Annotated in this window: 1 protein-coding gene; it reads left to right on the top strand. The window is 45.9% G+C overall.

What is annotated here, in order from left to right:
* Positions 1-754, top strand: a 754-nt coding sequence (locus R7044_RS25125; RefSeq protein WP_225455986.1) for an ABC1 kinase family protein, incomplete at both ends; no start/stop codon positions are given.

Genomic DNA, 754 nt, shown 5'->3' with positions numbered 1-754 from the left:
CGGCTGACCGTTCAACTGGCGCACTTACGCGGCGCAGCGATGAAACTTGGTCAAATGCTGTCGATGGATGCGGGAGACATTCTAGAACCGGAGTTGGCCGAGATTTTGGCCAGATTACGTTCGAATGCCGATCCAATGCCATCAAAGCAGCTCAACAGCGTGATGGTAAATGCACTTGGTGAACAGTGGAAATCTGCGTTTCTTGCTTTCAACTTCAAACCTATTGCGAGTGCATCCATAGGACAAGTTCACCAAGCCTACAGCGATTCTGGCGATAATTTGGCAGTTAAAGTGCAATATCCCGGTATCAGAAAGAGCATCGACAGCGACGTCGATAATGTCGGTACGCTTTTGAAAATTGTTGGCCTTATCCCTGAGTCAGTTGACTATAAAGGACTGTTGGAAGAGACGAAAAAACAGCTGCACGACGAAGCCAATTATGAGCGAGAAGCTCAGTTTGCCTATAGATATCAAAAGGCTCTACAAGACCATCCGCATTTTGTGGTGCCAAAAATCTACCCGGAAATTTCATCCCAATCCGTTCTGGCTATGGCGTTCATTCAAGGGACGCCCATAGAGAAAATCGCAAACTACGACCAAGAAACTCGCGACTTTGTAATGCACAATTTGTTGGAACTGCTGTTTAAAGAACTGTTTGAATTCAAGATGGTGCAAACCGATCCAAACTTCGCAAACTACCTCTATCTTGAACAAAGTAAACAAATCGGGCTGTTAGATTTTGGCGCAACTCGCG

It is taken from the genome of Vibrio sp. 1402 (assembly GCF_033340275.1).
Note: the sequence above shows the minus strand (reverse complement) of the source record. Positions and strands in the feature narration are given on the sequence as shown.